The organism is Collimonas sp., from assembly GCF_039923675.1.
Lineage (GTDB): Bacteria > Pseudomonadota > Gammaproteobacteria > Burkholderiales > Burkholderiaceae_D > Collimonas.
In genome coordinates this window covers 1-24,247 of sequence record NZ_JBDTCG010000005.1, presented here as the reverse complement: position 1 = coordinate 24,247, position 24,247 = coordinate 1, and the positions used below count along the sequence as shown (strand labels likewise).

General features: G+C 58.5%; 23 protein-coding genes and 1 pseudogene. 10 read left to right on the top strand and 14 right to left on the bottom strand.

Features of this window, described 5'->3' with window-relative positions; genetic code table 11:
* Nucleotides 1-28: 28 nt before the first annotated feature.
* The 4 genes from ABI171_RS00905 to ABI171_RS00890 all read right to left on the bottom strand — a co-directional run bounded on the left by ABI171_RS00905 (nucleotide 29) and on the right by ABI171_RS00890 (nucleotide 4,691).
* Complete coding sequence (locus ABI171_RS00905; RefSeq protein ID WP_348090742.1) at nucleotides 29-1,216, bottom strand: porin; 1,188 nt, start codon at nucleotides 1,214-1,216, stop codon at nucleotides 29-31.
* 120 nt (nucleotides 1,217-1,336) lie between these two features.
* Nucleotides 1,337-4,096 (bottom strand): magnesium-translocating P-type ATPase, encoded by a 2,760-nt coding sequence (gene mgtA / locus ABI171_RS00900; protein WP_348090741.1) that lies wholly within the window; start codon nucleotides 4,094-4,096, stop codon nucleotides 1,337-1,339.
* Between the two features lie 250 nt (nucleotides 4,097-4,346).
* Entirely contained in the window at nucleotides 4,347-4,499 is a 153-nt protein-coding gene (locus tag ABI171_RS00895) for a hypothetical protein (RefSeq protein WP_348090740.1), read from the bottom strand.
* A gap of 9 nt (nucleotides 4,500-4,508) precedes the next feature.
* Nucleotides 4,509-4,691: a hypothetical protein gene (locus ABI171_RS00890; RefSeq protein ID WP_348090739.1), complete on the bottom strand. Its 183-nt coding sequence runs from the start codon at nucleotides 4,689-4,691 to the stop codon at nucleotides 4,509-4,511.
* Between the two features lie 172 nt (nucleotides 4,692-4,863).
* Between ABI171_RS00890 and ABI171_RS00885 the strand changes: the two genes are divergently transcribed.
* Together ABI171_RS00885 and ABI171_RS00880 are read left to right on the top strand one after the other, a co-directional pair.
* Entirely contained in the window at nucleotides 4,864-5,136 is a 273-nt protein-coding gene (locus ABI171_RS00885) for a hypothetical protein (protein WP_348090738.1), read from the top strand.
* Between the two features lie 321 nt (nucleotides 5,137-5,457).
* Nucleotides 5,458-6,027: a flavin reductase family protein gene (locus ABI171_RS00880; protein ID WP_348090737.1), complete on the top strand. Its 570-nt coding sequence runs from the start codon at nucleotides 5,458-5,460 to the stop codon at nucleotides 6,025-6,027.
* A 31-nt stretch (nucleotides 6,028-6,058) separates the two neighbouring features.
* Here the strand turns inward: ABI171_RS00880 and ABI171_RS00875 are convergent, their stop codons facing one another.
* Nucleotides 6,059-6,817 carry an SDR family oxidoreductase gene (locus ABI171_RS00875; RefSeq protein WP_348090736.1) on the bottom strand — a complete coding sequence of 253 codons (759 nt, stop codon included), beginning with the start codon at nucleotides 6,815-6,817 and terminating at the stop codon, nucleotides 6,059-6,061.
* Nucleotides 6,818-7,044: 227 nt separating this feature from the next.
* On the opposite strand from ABI171_RS00875, the gene ABI171_RS00870 reads away from it, so the two are divergent.
* From ABI171_RS00870 to ABI171_RS00860, 3 genes are all read left to right on the top strand, one after another.
* Nucleotides 7,045-7,860, top strand: a complete 816-nt coding sequence (locus ABI171_RS00870) for an ABC transporter substrate-binding protein (protein ID WP_348090735.1) — start codon at nucleotides 7,045-7,047, stop codon at nucleotides 7,858-7,860.
* A 103-nt stretch (nucleotides 7,861-7,963) separates the two neighbouring features.
* The gene (locus ABI171_RS00865; RefSeq protein ID WP_348090734.1) at nucleotides 7,964-8,716 is read left to right on the top strand and encodes an amino acid ABC transporter permease; all 753 of its coding nucleotides are present in this window, start codon (nucleotides 7,964-7,966) and stop codon (nucleotides 8,714-8,716) included.
* Nucleotides 8,717-8,718: 2 nt separating this feature from the next.
* On the top strand, nucleotides 8,719-9,432 hold the full coding sequence (locus ABI171_RS00860) for an amino acid ABC transporter permease (RefSeq protein WP_348090758.1): 714 nt from the start codon (nucleotides 8,719-8,721) through the stop codon (nucleotides 9,430-9,432).
* On the opposite strand, the gene ABI171_RS00855 is transcribed toward ABI171_RS00860, so the two are convergent.
* On the bottom strand, nucleotides 9,414-9,668 hold the full coding sequence (locus ABI171_RS00855) for an XRE family transcriptional regulator (RefSeq protein WP_348090733.1): 255 nt from the start codon (nucleotides 9,666-9,668) through the stop codon (nucleotides 9,414-9,416). The genes ABI171_RS00860 and ABI171_RS00855 overlap by 19 nt on opposite strands.
* A gap of 322 nt (nucleotides 9,669-9,990) precedes the next feature.
* On the opposite strand from ABI171_RS00855, the gene imuA reads away from it, so the two are divergent.
* The 3 genes from imuA to ABI171_RS00840 are packed head-to-tail and all read left to right on the top strand — an operon-like array spanning nucleotide 9,991 to nucleotide 15,416.
* On the top strand, nucleotides 9,991-10,776 hold the full coding sequence (imuA, locus tag ABI171_RS00850; protein ID WP_348090732.1) for a translesion DNA synthesis-associated protein ImuA: 786 nt from the start codon (nucleotides 9,991-9,993) through the stop codon (nucleotides 10,774-10,776).
* Entirely contained in the window at nucleotides 10,709-12,199 is a 1,491-nt protein-coding gene (locus ABI171_RS00845; RefSeq protein ID WP_348090731.1) for a DNA polymerase Y family protein, read from the top strand. The genes imuA and ABI171_RS00845 overlap by 68 nt, the downstream gene beginning before the upstream one ends.
* A gap of 34 nt (nucleotides 12,200-12,233) precedes the next feature.
* Nucleotides 12,234-15,416 (top strand): error-prone DNA polymerase, encoded by a 3,183-nt coding sequence (locus ABI171_RS00840; RefSeq protein ID WP_348090730.1) that lies wholly within the window; start codon nucleotides 12,234-12,236, stop codon nucleotides 15,414-15,416.
* 2 nt (nucleotides 15,417-15,418) lie between these two features.
* On the opposite strand, the gene ABI171_RS00835 is transcribed toward ABI171_RS00840, so the two are convergent.
* The 3 genes from ABI171_RS00835 to ABI171_RS00825 all read right to left on the bottom strand — a co-directional run bounded on the left by ABI171_RS00835 (nucleotide 15,419) and on the right by ABI171_RS00825 (nucleotide 18,329).
* Entirely contained in the window at nucleotides 15,419-16,813 is a 1,395-nt protein-coding gene (locus ABI171_RS00835; RefSeq protein WP_348090757.1) for an MFS transporter, read from the bottom strand.
* 111 nt (nucleotides 16,814-16,924) lie between these two features.
* Entirely contained in the window at nucleotides 16,925-17,554 is a 630-nt protein-coding gene (locus ABI171_RS00830; protein WP_348090729.1) for a glutathione S-transferase family protein, read from the bottom strand.
* A 64-nt stretch (nucleotides 17,555-17,618) separates the two neighbouring features.
* On the bottom strand, nucleotides 17,619-18,329 hold the full coding sequence (locus ABI171_RS00825; protein WP_348090728.1) for an HAD hydrolase-like protein: 711 nt from the start codon (nucleotides 18,327-18,329) through the stop codon (nucleotides 17,619-17,621).
* A gap of 156 nt (nucleotides 18,330-18,485) precedes the next feature.
* Between ABI171_RS00825 and ABI171_RS00820 the strand changes: the two genes are divergently transcribed.
* Entirely contained in the window at nucleotides 18,486-18,908 is a 423-nt protein-coding gene (locus tag ABI171_RS00820) for an ACT domain-containing protein (protein ID WP_348090727.1), read from the top strand.
* 17 nt (nucleotides 18,909-18,925) lie between these two features.
* Here the strand turns inward: ABI171_RS00820 and rarD are convergent.
* Together rarD and ABI171_RS00810 are read right to left on the bottom strand one after the other, a co-directional pair.
* Nucleotides 18,926-19,842 (bottom strand): annotated as a pseudogene (gene rarD, locus ABI171_RS00815) (EamA family transporter RarD).
* A 43-nt stretch (nucleotides 19,843-19,885) separates the two neighbouring features.
* The gene (locus ABI171_RS00810) at nucleotides 19,886-20,089 is read right to left on the bottom strand and encodes a hypothetical protein (RefSeq protein WP_348090726.1); all 204 of its coding nucleotides are present in this window, start codon (nucleotides 20,087-20,089) and stop codon (nucleotides 19,886-19,888) included.
* A 219-nt stretch (nucleotides 20,090-20,308) separates the two neighbouring features.
* On the opposite strand from ABI171_RS00810, the gene ABI171_RS00805 reads away from it, so the two are divergent.
* Nucleotides 20,309-21,091 carry a substrate-binding domain-containing protein gene (locus ABI171_RS00805; RefSeq protein WP_348090756.1) on the top strand — a complete coding sequence of 261 codons (783 nt, stop codon included), beginning with the start codon at nucleotides 20,309-20,311 and terminating at the stop codon, nucleotides 21,089-21,091.
* Between the two features lie 470 nt (nucleotides 21,092-21,561).
* Here ABI171_RS00805 and ABI171_RS00800 read toward each other — a convergent pair whose 3' ends face one another.
* The 3 genes from ABI171_RS00800 to gltS form a co-directional block, all read right to left on the bottom strand.
* Nucleotides 21,562-22,578, bottom strand: coding sequence for a transporter (locus ABI171_RS00800; RefSeq protein ID WP_348090725.1), 1,017 nt, complete (start codon nucleotides 22,576-22,578; stop codon nucleotides 21,562-21,564).
* A 49-nt stretch (nucleotides 22,579-22,627) separates the two neighbouring features.
* Nucleotides 22,628-23,209 (bottom strand): GNAT family protein, encoded by a 582-nt coding sequence (locus ABI171_RS00795; RefSeq protein ID WP_348090724.1) that lies wholly within the window; start codon nucleotides 23,207-23,209, stop codon nucleotides 22,628-22,630.
* A 150-nt stretch (nucleotides 23,210-23,359) separates the two neighbouring features.
* Nucleotides 23,360-24,247, bottom strand: an 888-nt coding sequence (gene gltS, locus ABI171_RS00790) for a sodium/glutamate symporter (RefSeq protein ID WP_348090723.1), incomplete at its 5' end; no start/stop codon positions are given.

Genomic DNA, 24,247 nt, shown 5'->3' with positions numbered 1-24,247 from the left:
CGAAGTAACCCAACCTGCGTGCGATGCGCTAAAACACGTGGCGCATCCCAATCCGCAGCAATCCCTGCGCGCTATTGCTCGATGGCGCGAACGAATTTCCGATCACGCCGTTCACCCCGCTCGACGCCCGGCGATAATCTGCCGACACGTAAACATCGCTGCGTTTGGACATGTGATAGTCCAAGCCTAGCGACAACTGGTTCGCCTTCGTATCTTCAAAATGCATGCGTTGATAACCCAGCGTGCCGTCAAGCGCCGGGCTGATATGGTAGCGGCCTCCGACTTCTATCAGGCGCAAATCCGATGCCCGGCCAAAACCTCGGAATTCGATATTCGCAAAATTTGCCATCGCCGTGAAATCGCCCATGTCATAAGCGGCGCCGGCGGCAAAAATCTTCTGGCTGTCGATGGCCATGTTTTTAAGTGGGGCCTTGTCGTCGCTGGCGGGGTCGATGGTAAATGTCGGCTGTCCAAGGAAACTGGTCAACCCCAGACTTTGATATGGTCCGATTGCCTGGGTTCCGCGCGGCGTATTCAGGCGCATGTAGGCAGCGCCGGCAGAAAATGGACCGCTGGCATAATGCACGCCGATATTCCAGGCGCTGCCGCTACCGCCGCCTTCCACATCATTTTCGTCGGGGTGCGAGGTCTTGTCAGCGAATGCATATAGCGCGCCAAATGTCAGTCCTTCGAAATCGGCGCTGGAGAATTTGACCGAACGCTGGATGGCGTTGCCGGCGATGCGGTCGAAATCGCCCTGGTGGGAAGCGTAGCCGCTGGCGCCGGCGCTGATGTTAAAGGGCGTGACATAGTCATTGACCAGGTCGTACTGCGTACCCAAAGTCAGTTGCCCGTAGCGGTTTGCCAGGCCCGCCATGGCCACGCGATCAAACATCGTGCCTTGCGAGGACAAGGAGCCGTCGTCCAGGTTGAAGCTGCTCTCCAGCTGGAACACGGCGCGCAGTCCGCCGCCCAGGTCCTCCGCCCCTTTCACGCCCCAGCGGCTAGGCTCCATCACCCCGGTGTCCAGCTTGGTATTGCGATGCCCGTTTTCGTTATTCACAAAGGTGAGGCCGGCGTCCAGCACGCCATAGAAAACCACAGAACTTGCGCCGGCAATTTTCTTGTCGACATCCGGCACGGCAGTTTGGGCCTGGGCCGCCGAAGAAAACGCCAAGGCGCAGCTGCCGCCGATTACACTCAATAAGACTTTCATATTTATATTCCGATAATTTTTCCACAATTTACGAATGCGCAAACCGACAGCCGGATGGAATGCATCCAGCTGCCAATTGCCTGTCGATGTTCAGCTGGTTTGCTGTGAGTTGATGAAGCCCTAGAACCACTGCCCGTAGCGGCGGATATATATGGTCTTCACGGTTTGCGCCAGGATCATGTAGCCGCCCATGGTGGCGACCAGCCAGTAGAAATACGATTTATCCAGGGCGACAAAGCCGATCGATTCCGCCAGTGGCGAGAACGGCAGGTAGCAGCCGATCGCAATCGCGATTGCGGTAGACAGCAACACCGGCAGCGCTGCAGTGCTTTGGATGAACGGGATCTTGCGCGTGCGTAGCATATGCACCACCAGCGTCTGCGACACCAGGCCTTCGATGAACCAGCCGGAATTCATGATGCTTTGGCCTGCGCTGCCGCCGTCAGCCGCATACATTGCGCCGGCGCCGAATACGGTCCACATCAGGATATACGTGGTGATATCGAACACCGAAGAGGTCGGGCCGATCCAGATCATGAAACGGCGGATATTTCCTGCATCCCATTTACGCGGCTTCTTGAGGAAATCTTCGTCCATCTTGTCCCACGGCAGCATCATCTGCGAAATGTCGTAGATCAGGTTCTGGATCAGCAGATGCACCGCCAGCATCGGTTCCCAAGGCAGCCAGGCCGAGGCCACCAGCACCGAAAACACATTGCCGAAATTGGAACTGGCAGTCATGTTCAGGTACTTGAGGATATTGCCGAAGGTCTCGCGGCCTTTGACCACCCCCTCCTCCAGCACCATCAGACTCTTCTCGAGCAAGATGATGTCCGCGGTTTCCTTGGCGATATCGGCGCCGCTGTCCACCGAGATGCCGACGTCGGCGTCGCGCAATGCCGGCGCATCGTTGATACCGTCGCCGAGGAAACCGACAGTGTGGCCGTTGGCCTGCAAGGCCTTGACCACCCGCGATTTCTGCAGCGGTGTCAGTTTGGCGAACACGGTGGTGTATTTCACCGCCTCATTCAACTGTTGCTCCGACATCGCTTCAATTTCCTGGCCGGACAACGGCGTACCCGGATCCAGTCCGACATCGCGGCAGACCTTGAGCGTGACGATGGCGTTATCGCCGGTCAGCACCTTGACTGCGACGCCGTATTCTTGCAAGGCACGGATGGCGGGCGCCGCGGAGTCTTTCGGCGGATCGAAGAAAGTCAGGAAGCCACGCACCACCAGGCTGGCTTCATCTTCGGTCTTATACTGCGCTTTGGCGTTTGCAGCGGCAATCTGGCGCGTTGCCACGATCAATACGCGATAGCCCTCCTCGTTGTATTCCTGCGCTTTTTCCAACAGCGCTGCGCGCGCCGTGCCATCCAGCGGACGTACTTCATTACCCTCCTGCGTATGGCTGCACACCGCCAGCATTTCCTCCACGGCGCCTTTCGACACCATCAGCTGCGCACCGTCCTGGTCTTGCACAATGACCGACAAGCGACGCCGCACAAAATCGAAAGGCATTTCATCGATTTTGCTGTACTGCACAGGCTTGGCGGCCGCACCGCGTTCATCGGCGTGGCTGACGATCGCGATATCCATCAGGTTCTTTTGTCCGCTCTGATGAAAACTGTTCAACCACGCCAGTTGCAGGATGCTTTCATCCTTGTCGCCATTGATGTCGAGATGCCGTTCCAGGATGATCTTGTCTTGCGTCAGCGTGCCGGTCTTGTCGGTGCACAGCACATCCATGGCGCCAAAGTTCTGCACCGAGTTCAGGCGCTTCACCACCACCTTGCGGCGCGCCATCGCCATGGCGCCTTTGGCCAGGTTGGCCGAAACGATCATCGGCAGCATTTCCGGCGTCAGGCCGACCGCCACCGCCAGCGCGAATGTCAGGGCCGACATCCAGTCGCCTTTGGTGACGCCGTTGATCATGAACACGATAGGCACCATCACCAGCATGAAGCGGATCAGCAGCCAGGAAACGCTGCTGACACCGCGGTCGAAGCTGGTTTCTATGCGCTTGTGGCTGACCACGTTTTTTGCCAGCGAACCGAAATAGGTATTGGCGCCGGTAGCGACCACCACGGCGGTCGCGGTGCCGCTGACGACATTGGTCCCCATGAAGCAGATATCGGACAGGTCAAGCAGATCGGCCTGGCTGTCGACCGTGGCATCTGCCGACTTTTGCGCCACCGCACCGAGCGTGTCGTACTTTTCGACCGGCAGCGCTTCTCCCGTCAGCACCGCCTGGCTGATGAACAGGTCGCGTGAAGAAAACAGGCGGATATCCGCCGGAATCATGTCGCCGGCCTGCAGGCTGACGACGTCGCCCACCACCAGCTCGCGCATCGGGATTTCCTGGCGCTTGGGATTGGCGGCGTCGTTGCTACGGCGCAGCACGGTGGCGGTGGTGCGCACCATGGATTTCAAGCGTTCGGCCGCCTTGTTGGAGCGATACTCCTGGAAGAAACGCAAAAGGCTGCTGATGCTCACCATCGTCAGCAAAATAACGACGCCCTTCCAGCTACGATCGTCAGGTTCTGCCAGGTAGACATCGAGGATGTAGCTGATGGTCGCCAGTATCAGCAATACGATGACAAAAGGATTTTTGAAAGCCAGGACAAGCTGGACCAGGGCGTGCGGCGCCTTGTCGTGGGCGACTTCGTTCGGACCGGAGCGTTGCAGGCGCTCGGCGGTATCATGGGAAAACAGGCCGAAAGGCGAGCTTTTTGTGCGATTGAAAGTCGCCTGGATCGGCTTGCCGGATTCTTCGACAACGCGCATCGAGATTTTCTGTTCCGGCGCAGAGGATCCGGAGACGAATCCTTTCTGCTTTCGCGTGGGCTTGCCCGCTTTATTCTTGGGTGTCAAATTCATGTGATTTTCCTGTGCTGCATGGGCGGCACGGGAAAATTCTGTCTTTACTCAGACAATACTATCCCCTGCCGCGCCACGGCTAAGCGTGTTCGGTTGGTAAAAAAACTGGGACGAAGGTCGCCCGCTGTGGTTATCGTGCCGACTATCCAAGCGGGCGGCCTATCGCCACCTTCGCTGTCGTCTTCCATGGTGATCCTTGCAATGACAAAGGGTTGGGCTGATACTCCCGTAACGCGACGAGAGCGGCTTTTTAATGCGGCGTGAAGATCGGCGCCATATGTGCATGCGGCTTGCCGTGCGCCGCCAGTGGTGGCAACAGGTTCAGCAGGATAATCAACCAGGCCAGCGCCGCAAGCAGCGCCAGCAACACAGCGCTTCTTGCATTTAAAAATTGCTGATGCACGCCTGCTCCCTAGCGACCGCTTATCAGCGTGCCGTACATGCCGCAGCTCCGGGCCGGCTGGCGTGATTGCCGGGAGCACATATCGTGGGCGTGGCTGGCGGCCTGGGACGGAGTCCAGCCGAAAGTCCAGCCCTTGGATGATGCTTCAACAGCACGCTTTTTCTGAGCGTTGATGAATGATTTGATAGTCATGATTGGCCTCGACAGACGTGTTTGCATAGCGGCTCTCCAGGGAGAGAACCGTGATCGAAGGCGAGCAAGGACGGCGGACTACAGCCGTTGACTATGCAACAGACTGGAAATGCTGGCGCCCTGCTTGCGTATTAAAGATGTTTTACGTAAGGGACAACTGGGGGGACAGTCCATGTCAACATTCCTTTATAAACGCGCTGGAGCGGTAGCCAGAGCAACCGGCAGCTGGTGGGCGGACTGGATGAACAACAACGTTCATCCAGCGTTGGGTGGCAACGACGTGCCTGGAAAAATGGGCCATGCCAATCTCCTCGAACCGACATTCAGCAAGTGCAAGGACGCGATTAGTCAGCGCGGACACAGCCATAAAGACGGGCGCGAAAAGTCACGTCACTGCGCGGCAGAACGATGGAACAAATGGATAAATGATTGGATGGGGGATTGAAAGCGCGGTCTTGCTGATCGCATCTACAACTCGGTGTACGCAGAGTCATAGCGGAAGGAGGTCTGCTATTACTATGCGTGTTGTGCCGGGCAGATCGCCCATCCACTTCTACTATTAGAACCAGAGTCCACAAGGACCTCCATATAATGCAATGCCCGAAGTTTATCGATGAAAGAACGCCCCTGTCAAGGATAAATCCGGCTATTTTGAATATCACCCCATTACCTGAAACATGGCTCCGGCTGTGGCAATCCAGCCCATCGCGCCGAAAATCCCGCAGTCGGATAAACTGTACGCTCGAACCCCATTCCCGAAACCGTCATGCAAAACATCCAAGCCGTAGAACTGGCCAAAGCCTATCGCCTGTTGAATCACGGCCCTACCACCATCGTCACCAGCGCCCATGCCGGCGTCAGCAATGTGATGGCGGCGGCGTGGGCCATGCCGCTGGATTTCGATCCGCCCAAGGTATTGCTGGTGATTGATAAAAGCACGCTGACGCGCGAGCTGGTGGATGCCTCGGGTGAATTTGCGTTGAACATCCCGACCCGGGCACAGGCTGAACAGACGCTGGCGGTAGGTTCAAGCTCAGGACGCGACGGCGACAAGTTCGCGGCACTGGATATCGCGACATTTCCATCGCAAAAAATCGGCGCGCCGCTGATGTCCGGCTGCCTGGCGTGGCTGGAATGCAAGGTCATCCCGGAGCCGCACAACCAGCAACGCTACGACCTGTTCATCGCCGAGGTGGTCGCCGCTCGGGCTGATGCCGCAGCGTTTTCGGAAGGCCGCTGGCACTTCCCCAGTGAAGACCTGCATTCGCTGCACTATCTGTCCGGCGGCGCCTTCTTCGCTACCGGCGAAGCCTTTAACGTCAAGTTGAAGCCGTAATAAAAATTCAATTCACGGCAAGCCTGTACGCTTAGCCGCGACCGATAAACGGCATGTTGGTCGCCATCACCGTCATGAACTGAACGTTCGCATCCAGTGGCAGGCTGGCCATGTACAGCACCGCATTGGCGACATTCTCGACCGACATGGTCGGCTCGACCGCCACCTGGCCGTTCGCTTGCAGGATGCCTTGCTCCATCCGCTCGGTCATGTCGGTAGCGGCGTTGCCGATGTCGATCTGGCCGCAGGCGATATTGTATTTACGGCCGTCCAGCGAAGTCGATTTCGTAAGGCCGGTGATGGCGTGCTTGGTGGCGGTATAGGCCACTGAGTTAGGTCGCGGCACATGGGCCGCGATCGATCCGTTGTTGATGATCCGGCCGCCGCCCGGCGTTTGCGCTTTCATGATCTTGAACGCTTCCTGCGTACACAGGAAAGCGCCGGTCAGGTTGACATCGACGGAGGCCTTCCATTGTTCAAAATCGACCTCTTCCAGCGATGCCGATTTGGTAAAAATGCCGGCATTGTTGAACAACAAATCCAGGCGGCCGAACTGCTGTCTGATCGATTCAAATAATGCCCTGACCGAAGCCTGGTCGCTGACATCTGTCGATACAGGCATTGCATGGGCGGCCTGCGCGCCGGCGGCTGCCATGGTTTCCTCCAAAGCATCGATGCGGCGCCCTGCCAGCACCACACTGTAATCGTTGCGCAACAAGGCCAGGGCGATGTGCTTGCCGATCCCGGAACCTGCGCCGGTGACCAATGCGACTTTCTTGTTGACTGCCATTTCCCGTACTCCCGTGTGATTATTTTCCTTATTCTAACGATGTTTCGGTTTCAGCCCGCGACAGGCCCGCGCATCGCCTGCAAACTTGTAATATTCAAATGCGACTTTGGTCGTTCACTGCATGATTTTGTTTTGTTAATCTTCTCTGCATGGTGATCGATTTTTCGATCTGCCTGAATATCGGGAATATGCGAAACAAACGGGAACACTAACAGGGACTATAAAAAATGAAATCAACAGCAATCTTATTTTCCGGCCTGACCTTGCTGTCAGGCCTGGCGCACGCCGACAAGCTCGACGACATCAAGAAAGCCGGCGTCTTGCGCGTCGCTACTTTCGACGGTAATCCGCCGTTCGGTTTTGTCGACCAGAAGACCAACAAGATCATCGGCCTGGATGTCGATTACGCCAACGCAGTCGCCAAGAAACTCGGCGTCAAGGTAGAGCTGGTGCCGACCAATCCAGCCAACCGTATTCCGCTGCTGACTTCCGGCAAAGTCGATCTGGTGTTCGCCAATTTCACGATCAATCCGGAACGCGCCCAGGTGATTGATTTCAGCATCCCTTACTTCGCTTCCGGCCAGCAGTTCCTGAGCAAAAAAGGCGTGCTGAAGAATGCTGCCCAGATTCCCGAACTGCGGATCGGCACCGATAAAGGCACCACCATGGAAACCACTTTGCGCGAGAAATATCCTGCCGCCAAGGTCGTGCTGTACGACGATACGCCGTTCGCCCTGGCGGCCCTGCGCAATGGCAATGTCCAGGCGATTACCCAGGATGGCTCCAAGCTGATCGCACTGCTGGCCAACATTCCAGACAAGGAAAAGTATGAAATCCCAGCCTTCGCCATTTCCGAAGAATATGAAGGCGTCGGCGTACCCAAGGGTGAAACCCGGCTGGTGAATACGCTCAACGATACCCTGCGCGGATTTGAAAAGGATGGCACCGCCGTCAAGATCTACGATAAATGGTTCGGTCCCGACAGCAAGTCGCCGTTGCCGCGCTTGTTCAAGATCGGCGATACCAAGCTGAGCCAGAACTGACCGATTCAATTGCTTGATGTCTGTCTTGCACTGGCAATCCTGAGGTTTGCCGGTGCTTTTTTGTTTAGGACCGCTTCGGCCCGTTAGTAGCAGTAAAGTAAAAATGACTGAGTTTCAATCGCTTCTTGGGCAAATGCTGGCCCCGAAATACATAGGCTGGCTAATCGACGGTTTGTCGATGACGCTCTATGTTTCCGCCGTAGTGAGCGTGCTATCCACCTTGCTCGGCATCGTGATTGCCGCAGCGCGTTCCAGCCATCGTCGCTGGCTGTCGCTACCGGCCAATGGCTTTCTGTCCCTGTTCCGCAATACGCCGCTGCTGGTGCAATTATTTTTCTGGTATTTCGGCGTCTCCAGCCTGCTGCCGGAAGGCTCCGGAGAATGGCTGAATACGGTGCACAGCGTGGCGCTGGGGCCGTACCTGAACCTGACATGGCCCTCGTTCGAACTACTCTGCGCAGTGCTCGGTCTGAGCCTGTATTCCGCTGCCTACATCAGCGAGGAAATTCGCGCCGGCATGCGCGGCGTGGCAGAAGCGCAGCGGCTGGCGGGGGCCGCACTCGGCTTCGGCCGCTGGCAAGTCCTGCGTTACGTGATCCTGCCGCAGGCGGTATGCATTGCCTTGCCTCCCCTGCTTGGCCAGTACATGAACATCATCAAGAACACGTCCCTGACCATGGCCATCGGCCTGGCTGAACTGTCCTATACCTCGCGCCAGGTAGAAGCGCAGACCTTCAAGACGTTCCAGGCGTTCGGCGTGGCGACCTTGTTTTACATCGCTGCCATCGCCTTGCTGGAAACTATCGGGCAACTGATTCAGCGTCGGCAAAGACTCGATAACGGCGGCCAGCGATGAGCATGCAACTCGGTGTGCTGACGGACAATCTGCCGTATCTGCTATGGGGCGCCTATCCCGACGGGCCGCTGGGTGGCGCCGCCCTGACTGTATTGCTCAGCATCGGCTCTGCTCTGGCTTCGGCGGCGCTAGGCCTGGCGCTGGGCATCGGCTTATCGTTATCGCGCGGCTGGCTGAACCTGCTGTTGACCATGGTGCTAGGCTTCTTTCGGGCGATTCCAGTGCTGATGCTGATTTTTTGGACTTATTTTTTGCTGCCGATTGTGTTCCATATCGATGTGCCTGGCGTGCTATCGGTAATGTGCGCCCTGGCTTTGATTGGCGGCGCTTATCTGGCGCATTCGGTACATGCGGGAATCAGCGGCATCCGGACCGGCCAATGGGATGCCGGCTTGTCATTGGGAATGACGCGCGTGGCAGTGTTGCGCTATATCGTGTTGCCACAGGCGCTGCAGATGATGCTGCCTTCCTTCGTCAACCAGTGGGTGACGTTGATCAAGGACAGCTCGTTGGCTTACATCGTCGGGGTTGGTGAATTGTCGTTTGTAGCGGCGCAGGTAAATAGCCGGGTCATGATTTATCCGGCCGAGATATTCATGTTCATCGGCTTGATTTATTTTCTGCTGTGCTCGGGGCTGGGGTGGTTTGCCAATCGGGTGGCGGATTATTTCCGCTCTGCCCGGAATAGCCAGCTGGTTCAGGCCACCACTACCTGAGTGTCGCCCACGGCGTTGCGGCTGGCTTTCTTCACCACGATTTCCACGTCGCGTCCAAGGCAGTTCAGGCACGCAATCATCTTGGCCTGGCTGATGCCTCTGAATTTTCCGCGCGACATCTCTGACAGCTTGGCCTTGACCAGCATTTCGCCGACATCAGGCAGGCCAAGGTCGGCATAAGGATTGTCGCTGCCCAGTTCGACCTCGATACCTTCAATGGTGATTTTCTGGCCCACTCTTTACTCCCTTTGCAATGCGATGACCGCTTTCAATCTTAAAGGATCAACATCTTTGCCCACGGAAAACACGGAAGGCACGTAAAACCCAGGTTTGTTTCCGTGTTTTCGGCGGACAAGGATTTTTATCTGTCAATTCCCCGGAAATCCGCGAAGAGCCCCTAAAAAGGACGACAACATGAGTTATACCCAAACATAGATAAAAATCTTTGCCTGGCCGGCAGCCGATACGTGGATTGACTAACGCCAGATTGAATTTATACTGTACATACATACAGTATAATATTTCATCTCTTAAGTTAAACCTCGTAGCCATTCCGTCATGCCCTATTCTGCCAACCCCTTCTCCAGCCATGCCGCTGCGGTTCAATCGGTCGTTTCGACCTTGCCGCATGCCTTGTGGCGCGCGGATCAGATGGGGTCTTACCAGGGTGTGGTCACGGCTTCCGGCCATGCGGCGCTGGACCGGGAACTGCCGAATGGCGGCTGGCCGCATTCGGCGCTGATCGAATTGCTGCTGCACCAGGCCGGCTGCGGCGAAATGCGGTTGCTGCAGCCAGCCTTGACGCGGATTGCACAGCAGCGCCGGATCGTGCTGCTGCAGCCGCCGCACCTGCCGCAGATCGCCGCATGGCATGGCGCGGGACTGCCTGTTGATAAATTGCTGTGGATTAAAGCCGCGCGCAGCACCGATGTCTTGTGGTCGGCGGAACAGGTCTTGCGTAACGGCAGTTGCGGTGCGTTGCTGATATGGCAAACCCAGATTCGCGGCGAAGCCTTGCGCCGCCTACATCTGGCGGCGCAAGCCAGCGACACCATGCTGTGGATGATCCGCCCGCTGAGCGCCGCGCACGAATCGTCGCCCTCGCCTTTGCGTCTGTCGTTGCAGCCGGCGCGCAACGGCGTCGAGATCCAGCTGCTCAAACGCAAAGGCCCGCAACACGAACAGACGTTTTACCTACCGCTGCCCGCGATCATTCATGAACTTGCTCCGGTCGCAGCTCCCGTTATTTTTTTACCTTCTTCGGCAGTACCTCATCATGGCTATCTGGATCGGCATACATCTTCCGTTGCTGGCGCTGGAAACCTTGCGCCCGCGCTGGGCTAAGCCCTGCATGCTTGCCGTCATGGAGCATGACCAGGTGCTGACCATGACCGCCGGCGCGGCTGCCGCCGGCGTGCGGCCGGGCATGCGCCGCGGCGGCGCGCTGGCGCTGGCGCCGGAGACCTTGCTATGCGAACGCGAAACGACGCGCGAGCAAGGCGCACGCGACGATATCGCGCTGACGCTATTGCAGTACACACCGGAAGTCGCGCATGCGGAAGAGGATGCGCTGCTGCTCGACGTCAGCGCCAGCCTGAGCGCTTTCGGCGGCCGGCTGGCGCTGTGCCGCCGCATCCGCGACAGCATCCAGGCGCTCGGCTTCACGCTGCAACTGAGCATGGCGCCGACGGCCCAGGGCGCGTGGCTACTGGCCCGCTACCGTCGCCAGCATCGCACTCCGCCTTTGCCACGGCAACGGCGCAGCCTGCGCATCGCAGGCATGCAGCGGCGGCTGGATGCTTTACCGTTCATGATTTTGCCTGCAGCGCGCCCGTACCAGGAATGGCTGGCAGGCATCGGCTGCCAGACCTTGGCCGACATCCGCAAGCTGCCGCGCGCCGGCTTGCAGCGGCGCAGCGACAAACATGTGCTGGAAAGCCTGGACCGCGCCTATGGCGTTGCGCCGGAAATGTTTGAATGGGTACAAGCGCCGCTTTCTTTTTCCGCCTGGCTGGAATTGCCGGACCGGATCGAACACGCCGAAGCAGTGCTGTTTGCGGCGCGTCGCTTGATCCTGCAAATGACAGGCTGGCTGGTGGCGCAACAGCTGGCGGTATCCTGCTTCACGCTGTCGCTGGAACATGAGCGCGGCCGCCAGGCGATAGCGCCGACACCACTGGAAATTTCCCTGGCCGAAGCAGCCTGGCATGAAGAGCATCTGCTGCGTTTGCTGAAAGAACGGCTGGGCCGGCTGCAGCTCGATGCCCCGGTGATTGCCTTGCGCCTGCAAGCCACCCGGGTAGCGCCAATGCTGCCGCCGACTGCTTCGCTGTTTCCCGAACCGGGTGGCGCGCCAGGCGCCTACGCACGCTTGCTGGAACTGTTAAGCGCACGGCTCGGTAGCGAGAACGTGCTGCAGCCTGCGGCATACGCTGATCACAGGCCGGAAATCGCCAACGCCTGGCAAGCAGCCACCGGCCAGGTCCGGCGGACCGCGGACGACGCCGTCCGCAGCATCCAGCCGCAACGCCCGTTCTGGCTGTTGAAAGCACCGCTGGCCTTGACGATCCGCAATCACCGCCCTTTCTATGGTTCGCCTTTACGGCTGCGCGCCGGGCCTGAGCGTATCGAATGCAGTTGGTGGGATGGCGTGGCGGCGGTGCGCGATTATTTCATCGCTGAAGGCGAAGACGCCGCCTGTTATTGGATCTACCGGGAACGCAGCGGCGCTGAAATCCACTGGTTCCTGCACGGCTTGTTCGCCTGACTGCATGGATCGAGATCATAGAGCGAGATAAGCGATGATGGAAGAAATTTCCCCTTTTGCACCGTCGTCGGAGCTTGCTCCGGGCCTGTTGCCGGAATACGCCGAGCTCCAATGCGTCTCGAATTTCAGCTTCCTGCGCGGCGCATCGCATCCCGAAGAACTGGTAGAGCGGGCGGTCCAGCTCGATTACCGAGCCTTGGCGATTACCGACGAATGCTCGCTGGCGGGTGTGGTGCGCGCGCATGTCGAAGCAAAAAAACACAAACTCCAACTGCTGATCGGCAGCCAGTTCCAGCTGCATGAAGCCGATGGCGGTCCGGCATTTTCGCTGATCGCGCTGGCACAGAATCGCGAAGGCTACGGCAACCTGTCGGAACTGATCACGCTGGCGCGCAGCCGCGCCGGCAAAGGCCATTATGTACTGACGACGGAGGATCTGGATAATCCCGACGCCGACAATATCCATCTGCGCCAACTGCCCGACTGCCTGCTGATCCTGCTTCCCGTGCATGGCGTCGATAACGACACGCTGACGCGCCAGGCTGGCTGGCTACGCAACAACTTTCCAGGACGCGGCTGGCTCGGCCTGACCTTGCTGCACCAGGCTGGCGATGAACAGCAACGCGCCGTGATCGAGCAAGTGGCGCAGGAACAAGGCTTGCCGGTGGTGGCTACCGGCGACGTCTGCATGCACCGGCGCTCGCGCAAGCCGCTACAGGACACGATGACCGCGATCCGCATCGGCAAGCCGGTTTCCGCCTGCGGCTACGCCCTGGCCCCGAACGCGGAACAGCATCTGCGCGCCCGGCTGCGGCTGGCTAATCTCTACCCCCTTGCGGCGCTGGCGGCGACCGTAGACATTGCCGGCAGGTGCAATTTTTCTCTGGACGAACTGCGCTATGAATACCCGGATGAAGTGGTGCCGGTGGGCCACACCGCGGCTAGTTACCTGCGCCAGCAAACCTATATCGGCGCACGCAATCGCTATGCCGATGACATTCCGGCGGTAGTGCAAAACCAGCTGGAAGATGAACTGGATATCATCCATTCACTGCAATATGAAGCGTATTTCCTGACGGTCTACGATATCGTCCAGTTCGCCCGCCGGCAAAACATCCTGTGCCAGGGACGGGGCTCGGCGGCCAATTCGGCGGTGTGCTATTGCCTTGGCATCACTGAAGTCGATCCTACCCGCAGCACCTTGCTGTTCGGCCGTTTCATCAGCAAGGAACGCGATGAACCGCCCGACATCGATGTCGATTTCGAACATCAGCGGCGCGAAGAAGTGATCCAGTACATCTATGCAAAATACGGCCGCCGCCGCGCCGCGCTGACCGCCGTGGTGATCAGCTACCGGCCGCGCAGCGTTCTGCGCGATGTCGGCAAGGCGCTGGGTGTCGATCCCGGCCTGGTCGACCAGGTCGCCAAATCGCAGCGCTGGTGGGATGACAAACAGCAGCTGCAACAGAATTTCAGCGAACTCGGCATCGACCCCGGAACCCCGATTGCCGAACACTGGGCAGGACTGTCGCATACGCTGATGGGTTTTCCGCGCCACCTGTCGCAGCACCCGGGCGGCTTCGTGATCTCACGCGGCAAACTGTCGCGGCTGGTGCCGATCGAAAATGCGGCAATGGCCAATCGCAGCGTGGTGCAATGGGATAAGGACGACCTGGATGCACTGCGCATCCTCAAGGTGGATGTGCTGGCGCTGGGCATGCTGTCGATGCTGCAACGGGCGCTGGCGCTGGTGGCGTTCCAGCGTGGCGAAACGTTTGAAATGCAGGATATTCCGCGCGAAGATCCGCTCACCTACGACATGATCTGCAAGGCCGACACCATCGGCGTGTTCCAGATTGAAAGCCGGGCCCAGATGAGCATGCTGCCGCGGCTCAAGCCGCGCAAGTTCTACGACCTGGTGATCCAGGTCGCCATCGTCCGGCCGGGGCCGATCCAGGGCGGCATGGTGCATCCCTTTCTCAAAAACAGGAAATTGGACAAGGAAGATATTGTCTATCCCAAGGATGCGCTGAAACCAGCGTTGGAACGGACCTTGGGCATACCGATTTTCCAGGAACAGGTAATGCAGATAGCCGTCATCGCAGCCGGCTTTACCCAAGGCGAAGCGGATGAATTGCGCCGTTCGATGGCGGCATGGAAGCGTAAAGGGGGCCTCGAAAAATTCGAGCGCAAGCTGATCGACGGCATGGTCGCCAAAGGCTATGAAGAAAGCTTCGCCAGAGCCATCTACAGCCAGATCCAGGGCTTCGGTGAATACGGCTTCCCGGAAAGCCACGCCGCCAGTTTCGCCCTGCTGGCCTACGCCAGTTCCTGGCTCAAATGCCACGAGCCGGAAGCTTTCCTGGCGGCCCTGTTGAACAGCCAGCCGATGGGCTTTTACACGCCCTCGCAACTGGTGCAGGATGCGCGCCGGCATGGCGTCGACGTGCTGCCGGTGGATATCAACGTCAGCAACTGGGAAGCTGTGCTAGAGCCTACGAGCGCAGCCAGACCGGCCGTCAGGCTGGGACTCAATCTGGTGCGCGGCCTGAGCTTCGACAACGCCGAGGCAATTGAAGCCGCGCGCGCGGTGCGTCCCTTCAGCGATCTCAAGGACATGGCTTTGCGCAGCGGACTCAGGCGCGATCAATTGCAAGCACTGGCAGCGGCGGGCACGCTCACCCCGCTCTCCGGTAATCGGCGCCAGGCCTTGTGGCAGGCGCTGGTCAGCGCGCCTGAAAAAGGCTTGTTGAAACAGGCTCAGGTAAATGAGGAAGAACTGTTGCTGGCAGCGCCGGGAGAAGCGGAAAACATCGTCAACGATTATCACACGCTGGGCCTGACCCTGGGCCGCCATCCGCTGGCGCTGCTACGCGAAAAACTCGGCACCAAGCGCTTCCTGCCGGCCGATGTGCTCAACACCTTTGCCAACGGCCAGCTGGCGCGCGGCTGCGGCATCGTCACGGTGCGCCAGCGGCCCGGCACTGCCAAAGGCGTGGTGTTTGTCACACTGGAAGATGAAACCGGCACCGTCAATGTGGTGGTCTGGCCCGACCTGGCCGACCAGCAGCGCAAGGAATTACGGGCTGCGACCTTGATGGGCGTATATGGCGTCTGGCAAACCCAGGATGGCGTCAGCCATCTGGTGGCCAAACGCCTGCTCGACCTGTCGCCGCTGCTGGGCAAGCTGGACACCAGCAGCCGCGACTTTCACTGATTTCATTTCTGCGGCGGCATGTGCATATGATCGGGATGCAGGTCGAGCATCTGGTCGATGCCTGCCCCCGGGTCTTCGCTGCCGTCTTCCTGCACCGCCACCGCGCGCTGCAGACCTTCGTCATGCGCCAAGGCTTGGGCCAAGGTTTGGGCCGCATCGCGCTTGCGCTGCCAGTTCATCGCCGCCAGCCCGCCCACCCCAAGCACCGCCAGGCAAGCCGCCGGCACCAGCATCGGCGTAACATTGCTATGCGTGACCTTGCCGACATAGGGCATCAGGTTCTGGCCAAAGAATCCGCCCAGGTTGCCGATCGAATTGATGGCGGCGATACTGGCGGCGGCGCGCGCACCTTGAAAGAATTTTGGCGGCAAGGACCAGAAACACGGATACAGTAAGGTGATGCAAGCGCCGCCGACCATCAGCGCGCCAAAGCGCAGCACATTCGAATCCAGCAGCGCGCTGGAGGCGAAGCACACCAGTCCCAGCAAGCCGATGGCTGCAATCGCCTTGTACACCACGCGGTCATGGCGTAGCTTGCCAGGCAACCACAGCAGCAACAATACCGCCAGCCCCCACGGCATCATGTTCAGCAAGCCGTTGATGGTGGAGCTGACGCCAAAGCCTTTTACCAGCGTCGGCAGCCAGTAGGTGACGCCGTACAGCGAGGTCGACATCAGCATGTACGTGGCGGCAAACAGCAGCACCCGCACATCCCATAAGGCCGCCAGCGGATTGCCATGCGTGGCGTTGGCGGGCGCATCGCGCCGCATCATGTCATTCAGCTTGTCTTTCTGCGCGGCAGACAGGAAATTGGCTTCATCGATCGAACCCGGCAGATACGCCATCACGATCAATGTCAACAATATCGCCGGCGCGCCGGTGGCGATGAATACCCACTGCCAGCCGGCCAGCCCCAGCGTGCCGTTCAGGTTCAACAGCAAGCCGCCGACCAGTGCGCCCAGCATGTTGGCCAAAGCACTCCCCAGCGTGAACACGCCCAGCACCCGGGTCCGGTATATCTGTGGAAACCAGAGCGTGATGTAATAGATCACCCCCGGATAAAACCCCGCTTCAGCCACCCCCAGCATGAAGCGCAGCACATAAAACATGGGCAGCGAACTGGTGAAGCCGAGCAGTATCGTTACCGCACCCCAGGTAAACATGATGCGCGCCAGCCATACCCGCGCGCCGTATTTGTGCAACGCCAGCGTACTGGGGATTTCAAACAGCAGGTAACCGATGAAAAACAGCGAGGCGCCCAGGCCATAGGCGGCCTCGCTCATGTGCAGGGCGTGCACCATGTCGAGCTTGGCGAAACCGACATTCTGGCGATCGATGAAGGACACCAGGAACATCACGATCAGCAATGGCATCAAACGCCACGCCACTTTCTTCATCAACTGGTCTTCAGACAACGCGTTTTGTGACTGCACGATGGGTCTCCGTTTTCTTGTGTAAATCCGTAGTCTGTGCCAACGGATGGGTATTGCGAGAAATCTATGGCGAAATTAACTGTTCCAATGACGCTGCCATACCGGTGCTACTTTGGGATGTGCTTCTATACTTTCTATCAGTTTCAGGAAAGCCGGCCTTGCCTGAGCAATATGCCCCCTTGCTCCCGACCACTTGGTGACCACCGCCGCCAGCAGATCCAGCGCGCCGGGCTGGTCGCCGTTCAGGAAGGGGCTGGACGGATAGGTATCGGCAAAGATTTCCCAATAACGATACAGGCGCTCGCGCGCGCCCTGACGGATCTGTTCTTTGATCGTTTCATCGGCATTGACGCACCAGCGTTCCGGGTAATCGATCACGCCAATCGCGGCATAGCAGTTGGCGGCGATGAACACCAGGCCTCTGATTGCCTGCGCGCGCTGGCCTTCGTTGTCGGGCAAAAGTCGTGCGGATGGGTGCTTGAGTCCAAGATGCAGCAGGATCGCCGCGCTTTCGGTGAGTACGCTGCCGTCCGGCAGCTGCAGTGTGGGAATCTGCCTGAGGGGATTGCATTGTTGCAGTTCATCGACTGCCGAGCCGGGTTCCCAGGAAGCGGCGTCGACCAGGCGGTAAGGCAGCCCGGCCAGTTCCAGCGCAAGTTCCACTGCTGCGGAGCCGCAGCCCTTGAAGCCATAGAGTGTATACATGCATCCCCGCCAATCCATCTTTTGGAAGATAAATTCTAACAGGGAGTTGCGCCGTCAGGTCGGATTACGCTGCGCTCTTCTGCTCAAGGAAATCCGGCAAGTCCATGGCATGCCGCACCCGCCCGCAAAACTCTTCGGGTGACCGGGAAATGATTTCATCCGGCACGCTGAATTTCTTGATCAGCCGCTTGTAACTCTCAAAACCGTAGGAAACCATGAAAGGATGCATGCCGGAGCCGATCGCGGCCAGGTAATCCTTGTGCTCATCGCCACAGATGTAGCCACGCGCCGGGTTGATATCCATGCGCTCCCTGATCGATCGGAATTCCTGCATTTTTTCCAGGTGCAATGGCACGTGCGCAAAAAAATCCAAAGCGTCGATATCGATATCATGCCGTCGGAACAACAGCCGCAGCGTTTGCTCCGGATCGTTGGTCATGTTGCGCGTCACCAGGCCGACCGCAATGTCGGGCGCCGCGATCAGGCTTTGCACCAGTTCGGCAATACCGGGATAGAGCTTGGCCTCTTCGCGGTAAACCTCGGTCAGCGTGGCAATCAATTGCTTGCGGTTCTGCTTGCCGATCTGTTTTTTCAGGTTGGCCGGAAACTCTTTCAAGCCGCCCAGATACTTGAACAAACGGCGCCGCTTCTGGAAGCGTTCTTCATCGCCGATCTCCATGCCGTGCCGGGAAAACGTCTTGTCGATGGCGCTATAGGCATCGATCGTCGTGCCGTCTGCATCAAGAATGATTAATCGCTTGCTGTTTTTGTACATGATCTATCCGTCAGGGAGAGCCAAGGCGTCCAAGGTGATTCTTGCCGTCAACATATAGCAGTCTTATGACAGGACGATGACTTCGGAGGCTGGCCGTGTAGCGTGCGTGTATTGTGCGTGTATCATGGCGGCTGACAAATCCCTTCCTTCCAGCCGATGAGCGCAATCACCGATCTCGATACCCTGCTCGGCTCCATGAGCCCGCTCGCCAGCGATGGCCTGTATGTTTTCTGCTGCATCCCGGATGGCCGCTATGGCGCCCATGCGGCGTTGGAGCCGGTCGCATCGTTCCAGGAAAAAGAAGGCCTGACGCTGATCCTGCGGCAACCAGCCGCCGACAGCGCCGGGCTAGCCTATGACGGCGTATTCGCCATGATTACGCTGAATGTCCACTCCAGCCTTGCCGCGGTCGGGCTCACCGCCGCGGTGGCGACCGAGCTGACAACATCAGGCATCAGCGCCAATGTGCTTGCCGCTTATTGTCACGATCATGTATTTGTACCGGTCGCGCGAGCTGACCAGGCCTTGGCAGTGTTGACCGCGCTGGCGCAACGCCACGCGGGCAACAGCGCAGCCTAAGCCAGTCCTGCGGAGGGTTACGGCGCCGCGTCGGAACGTGGCGTACTGCGCTCCTTGCGCAACAGGCGGACGCTGTGGACGGCCGTCAATGCCACCGCGCACCAGATAGGGATATAGGTCGCAAGTTGTCCCGGCGCCAAAGCTTCGCCGAGAAAGACCAGCGCAACACCGACCAGCAACACCGGCTCGACATAACCAAGGATGCCGAACAAGGCCATCGGCAGCAGCCGGCTGGCGCCCAGATAAGCACCCAACGCCACCGTGACAGGCCCAGACCGGGCAGCCACAACAGCCACATGTCCGGCCGGTGAGCAATCACGACGAAGGAATCGCGCGCATACAGCATGGCTAGCGCAAGCGGCAGCAACAAGGCCAGCTCCAGCGCGAACGCCACCACCGGATCGGCATTGATCTTGCGGCGCAAAATAAAGTAAGGCGGATAGCCGAGCGCCACCACCAGCGTCGGCCAGGCAAAACTGCGCGTCATCCACAGCTCATGCAGCACACCGACCACGGCGCAGGCGACCGCCAGCCATTGAAAGATATCCAGCCGTTCGTGATAGTAGAAACGGCCGACCAGCACCATCGTCAACGGCAGCAGGAAATAGCCCAGCGAGACTTCCAGCGCGCGGCCGTGCAATGGCGCCCATAAGAAAATCCAGAGTTGCACCCCGAGCAAAGACGCCACCACCAGCAAGGCGAGACAAGTCAGGGGTTCGCGCCGCAGCCGCTGCAGCAAGACACGCGCCTGTGGCCAGCGGCGGCGCAAGACCAGCAGCGCCAGCGCGCCGGGCAAAGTCCACACCACCCGCCAGGCAAAGATATCCAAGCCATCGAGCGGCGCCAGCAACCTGGTATAGCCGGACAACAGGGCGAACAGCATCGAGGCGCCGACCGACAAGCCGATGCCGCGTCCTATTTCATGCTGGCTCACTGAATCCGGCCCGGTAACAATTGCAGCCGCAATCGCGCGGTTTTCAATCCGCCAACGCTTCTTTGGCAGCCTGTTCCGGCGTCAAGCCGTCATAGAACTGATCGGTAAACCACTCCACCTGCTCTTCGATATGTTCCTGCGCCTGCTCGATCGTCGCGCCGCCCGCCACCAGAAAGCCTTCTACTTCGATGCACCAATTGATCAGCGCCAGTGTTTCAGGATCCAGCTCTTCATTTTTCTTTGCCATCATTTTTCCAGTAAAAACCATCATGTTATAGCAGTCTGACAACACTACGCTCACGACCCGACGCCAGCGGCGTGTTCTCTGCCGCCGGTATTTTACTCGCCTCCGGGCTTGTCAGCGCATCAGAACGATGGCCGGACTTCTAGATAATATATTGTCATGCTATCATTAAAAATCCCGTCATTGGTAAATTAACAACAGGAAATCGCCATGCGCCGCAAAATGCAATTTTCCTTCTGGCTGGCCGGACTTGTCCTTGGCATTGCCCAGATTTCCGGCAATGCCCGGGCCGAAGACATCAACGTCATGAATTCCGGCGGCTTTACCGCTGCCTACAAGGCGCTCGGCCCCACATTCGAACAAGCTACCGGCAATACCCTGAAAACGACCTGGGGGCCGTCGATGGGAAGCGCTCCCGAAGCAATTCCCAACCGGCTGGCGCGCGGCGAATCGGCCGACGTCGTGATCATGGTCGGTTACGCCCTGGATGATTTGATCAAGCAAGGGAAAGTGCTTGCCGACAGCCGCCAAAACCTGGCGGATTCGCGGATTGGCATGGTAGTCAGGGCGGGGTCCGCCAAACCGGATATCAGCACCATGGCCGCCCTTCGGCAAACCTTGTTGAACGCAAAGTCCATCGCCTATTCAGACAGCGCCAGCGGCGTCTACATAGAAACCAGGCTGTTCAAGCTGCTCGGGATTGAGGACCAGGTTAAAGGCAAGGCGCACATGATTCAAAGAAATCCGGTAGCCCGCCTGGTCGCCAAAGGCGAATATGAATTGGGATTCCAGCAGGTCAGTGAACTGCTGCCGGTGAGCGGCGCGGACTTCGCCGGGAAACTTCCAGAGGAAGCGCAAAGCATTACCACCTTTGCCGCCGGCATTCCCAGCAATGCCGCACATCCTGAGGCAGCCAGAAACCTGATCCACTATCTGGCGTCGCCGGCTGCGCAGGATGAGATCCGGCGCAGCGGCCTGGATTCGATGTCATCCGCGCCCAAATGACATTAACCAGGCATGCACCTGACAGCATGGGGGAATAACAGAAAACGGCGATATCCACGCCGATACAACCGGCTATTGCTGGCGCCAGTAAACGCTACCCACATGTCGCCACCCACATCTGCACCCGGATACAGCTTGGCGTGATTCACGTGAGTGAATGCCAGCGGACTCTGGACGGTATCGTCATTGAGCAGAAATTTGAGCAGAAACCGGCGCGCATACAGGGACGTAATTAAATCTGCAAGACTGATGCTTGCAGGAGCGTGGCCGCGCAAGATGTACTACTGCATTTGCCACAGCTTAATCTCAAGAAACGATAAACAATCAAGCCAAGCTCTCCCGCAGCGGATCCCCGGATCAGCAAATATCCCTGCTCGAAGCAAATATATTAATTGATTTCAAAAGCTGTTCCGATGAAATATCTGTGTCATTTTTATCCTTGACTGAATTGGCCGGAACCATGGCGGATCTCAATCATCGCCACGCTTCCTGAACGCCAGCCAGCCGGCAACCGCCGTGAAAGTCGCCACGATTCCCGCGATGATCCAAAAACCTTGCGGATCCTGTCCTAGCGGAATCCCGCCCACATTCATGCCAAGCAGACCGGCAATGATATTGATCGGCAGCGCCAGCACCGTCACGATGGTCAGTACAAACAGACTGCGGTTATTGCTTTCATTGACGCGTGCGGCCATTTCTTCCTGCAACAGCTTGATGCGTTCTTGCAGAGTGGCCATGTCATGCAGCACGACTGAAAATTCTTCAGTGGCATGACGCAGCTCTTGCGAATCAAGCTCGGCAATCCAGCCAGGCGGCCGCTGCAGCAGACGGAACAGCGCTGCCGGCTCTGGCGCCAGCAAACGCTGCAAGCGCACCAGCACGCGCCGCAACTCGCCCAGGTTGGCGCGTTTGTTATTCTGGGTTCCTGCCAGCAGTTTGTCTTCGATGCCGTCGATCCGTTGAATCGCGTCGCGCACAATTTTCGACAGTATGTCGGCCTGGTCACGTAGCAGATGCGTCAGCAATTCGACCGAAGAACGAATCGCGTCGCCACTCTTGACCGCATTGCGCAGGCGATCGACTGCCTTCAGCGGCTTCAGGCGCGCGCTGATGACGGTCTGTTTATCGACATGCAGCCAGAGTGTGGAAATATCCGCGGGATCGAAGGAAAAATCATGCAGAACGTCATTGATGACTGCGATCAGGACATCGTCGACCAGCTCGATGCGGGTTGATCGCTGCTCTTCATGCAGATTCTGGTAAAACTCTTGCGCCAGCCCGGTATGTTTTCCCAGCCATTTTTCACTGGCGGTATTCGCCAGGTTGAAGTGCAGCCAGATGAACTGGCCGGAGTGCTGTTCGCGCTCGGCCAGCCAGGCTTCCGCCTGTTCCGATTCGATCGCCTGACCGCATCCGCCGTCACTGAATAAATAACCGCATACCAGGCCGCTCTGATCCGAGCCGTAAGGTAGTGTGACGGTTTGCATCGTTTCTCCAGTCAGTCAAAAAACAGGGTAACTACAATTCATCCGGCCTTTACGCCTGGCGCTGCAAGCGCGCCTCCAGATTGCTCTTCACCGCCGCCCACTCGTCATCGATGATGCTGAAGCGCACAGAGTTACGCTTGCGCCCGTCCGGCATGATTCTTTCGTGACGAATGATGCCCTCTTGCTGGGCGCCGAGCCGCAGAATCGCCGCACGCGACTTCGCATTGATTTCATCGGTCTGGAACTGGACCCGGACACAGCGCAGTTCCTCGAATGCGTAACGCAGCATGAGATATTTGGCTTCCGTATTGACAAAGCTGCGCTGCCACGATGCGGCAATCCAGGTGTGGCCGATTTCCACTTTGCGGTTAATGCGGTCGATTTTCCAGAACCGGGTAGCGCCGATGACCTGGCCGCCGGCTTTCATTTCCGTGACAAGCGGCAGCACGGTGCCGGCCCGGTAACCCTTGAGAGCAGTCTCGATGCAGGCGTCGACAGTCAGCGCCGAAGGCACGACGGTAAAGGGAAGATTCCATAGCTCCCCATCCGCTGCGGCCGCAACGAGTGCGGCTGCATCGGATTCCTGCAGAAGCCGGAGCTGAATTTGGGGGCCGATAAGTGGTAGAGGCATTTCTGAGCTGATGACGGATATTCATATGGGCTATGAGAATCATCAATATACATGAGGCTCACAGGGTTGGCATAGACACCGCAAATGTGCACCTCTTGCCTCGATCCGGCTTGCGCCTCATCCGGACCCGCCACGATGCGTTGTCCTGGGCTAGTTATATATCGGTAACGCCAGGAACAACTTGATCACAATCGCATTCGCAATATCGATGAAGAATGCGCTCACCATCGGCACCACCAGGAACGCCAGCGGCGATGGGCCGAAGCGGTCGGTCACCGCCTGCATGTTGGCGATCGCGGTCGGCGTCGCGCCCAGGCCGAAGCCGCAATGGCCAGCTGCCAGCACCGCAGCGTCATAGTTCTTGCCCATGATGCGGAACGTTACAAAAACGGCATAAGCCGCCATGGCCGCAGCCTGCACCGCCAGGATCAGCAGCACCGGCAAGGCCAGCGACGCCAGGTCCCACAGGCGCAGACTCATCAACGCCATCGCCAGGAACAACGACAGGCTGACATTGCCCAACACCAGGATGGCGCGCTCGAAAATCTTGTAGCCGACCAGCAGCGACAAACCGTTGCTCAGCAGGACGCCAACGAACAGCACGCAGACGAAAGTCGGCAATTCAAACGCAGTGCCGTTGAGCCGGCCGGCAATCAGGGTGCCCGCCGAAAGACTCACGGCGATCAGCGCCAGCGCCTCGATGAAGGCTTGCGGCGTGATCAGTTGCTCGGCCTTAGGTTGTTCGAAGCTTAGCGGCGTGCGGTCGTGATCCGCCTTCGCGGCCTCGGCGCTCGGAAGTTTGACCCGCTTGACCAGGAAACCCGCCACCGGTCCGCCGATCAGACCGCCCAGTATCAGGCCGAAAGTGGCGCAGGCTATTGCAATTTCAGTTGCCGCCGCCAAACCGTGACGCTCGGAAAACACCCGTCCCCAGGCTGCGCCCGTACCGTGACCGCCGGACAGGGAAATAGAAGCGCCCAGCAAACCGATCAACGGATCGAGCCCCATCATCTTTGCCATACCGATGCCGATCGCGTC